Source organism: Micromonospora sp. NPDC006766, assembly GCF_040636055.1.
Classification (GTDB): Bacteria; Actinomycetota; Actinomycetes; order Mycobacteriales; family Micromonosporaceae; genus Micromonospora.
Genome location: NZ_JBEYIX010000143.1, coordinates 1 through 1,067, shown reverse-complemented (window position 1 = coordinate 1,067; position 1,067 = coordinate 1). Strand labels below are relative to the sequence as shown.

Sequence of the window (1,067 nt, the reverse complement as noted above, 5' to 3'; positions counted from 1 at the left end):
ACCGTGACCACACCCACCACCGAAGCGAGCTTCAAGATGGTCAGCGTGTTACCCCACACCCAACCCGCATCCCCATACAAGTCAGGCCGGGTCACGATGCCGATCACCACCAACACCACCAACGTGGCCACCAGGCCCAGGTTCCGGCGGACCCCCTCACCCCCGTCACCCCGCCAGAACGAAAGCTTCGCCGGCGCGGCGGGCTTCGCGGCCACGGCCGCCTCAACCGCCGGCGCCTCGACCGCCCGCTCCCGGGCCGCGGTCGGTGTCATCTCACTCATGCCGGCACCTTCATCCACTCGTCGCTGCGGCCTCGCTCGCTCATGCCGGCGCGCCTTCCATGAGAGACCCCGCCATCACGAGGTCGAGCACAGTGTCTTCGTCAAGGTCACCAGCCGGCGCTTCCCGCACCACCCGGCCCTCCCGCATCACCAACACCCGATCCGCCAACCCCAGCACCTCGGGCACCTCACTGGACACCAGCAGCACCCCCACACCCTGCCCAGCCAAATCCCGGATCACCTGATACAACTCGGCCCGAGCCCCCACATCCACACCCCGGGTCGGCTCATCCAACAGCAGCAGTCTGGTGTCCCCCAACAGCCACCGGCCCACCACCGCCTTCTGCTGATTACCACCCGAGAGAGTCCGCACCGGCCGCCGCACATCGCGGGGCCGCAACTCCAGCGAATCCGCGATCCGCTCCGCCTCCGCCCGCTCCCTCCCCGCATCCGTGAAACCCAGCCGCGCATACCGACCGAACGTCGCCAAAGTGATGTTGCGGTAAATCGGCTCGCCGAGCAGCAACGCCTGACTCTTCCGCTCCTCCGGCGCCATGCCCATCCCGGCCCGCACCGCCGCCCCGACGCTTCCCGCCCGCAGCGCCCGACCGTTCATGGTGACCGTGCCCGCCTGCGCACGCCGGGCCCCGTAGATCGTCTCCAACACCTCCGAACGGCCCGAACCGACCAGCCCGGCGATACCGACGATCTCCCCCGCCCGCACCGTCAACGACACATCCGCGAACTCACCCGCCCGGGTCAACCCGTCCACCCGCAGCAACTCGC

General features: G+C 69.3%; 1 protein-coding gene and 1 pseudogene. Both read right to left on the bottom strand.

The features are described from left to right. Positions 1-281, bottom strand: a pseudogene (locus tag ABZ671_RS32770) (ABC transporter permease); the annotation flags it as partial. Positions 282-321: 40 nt separating this feature from the next. Further along, positions 322-1,067: ATP-binding cassette domain-containing protein (locus ABZ671_RS32765; protein WP_357865467.1), on the bottom strand; the 746-nt coding region annotated here is incomplete at its 5' end.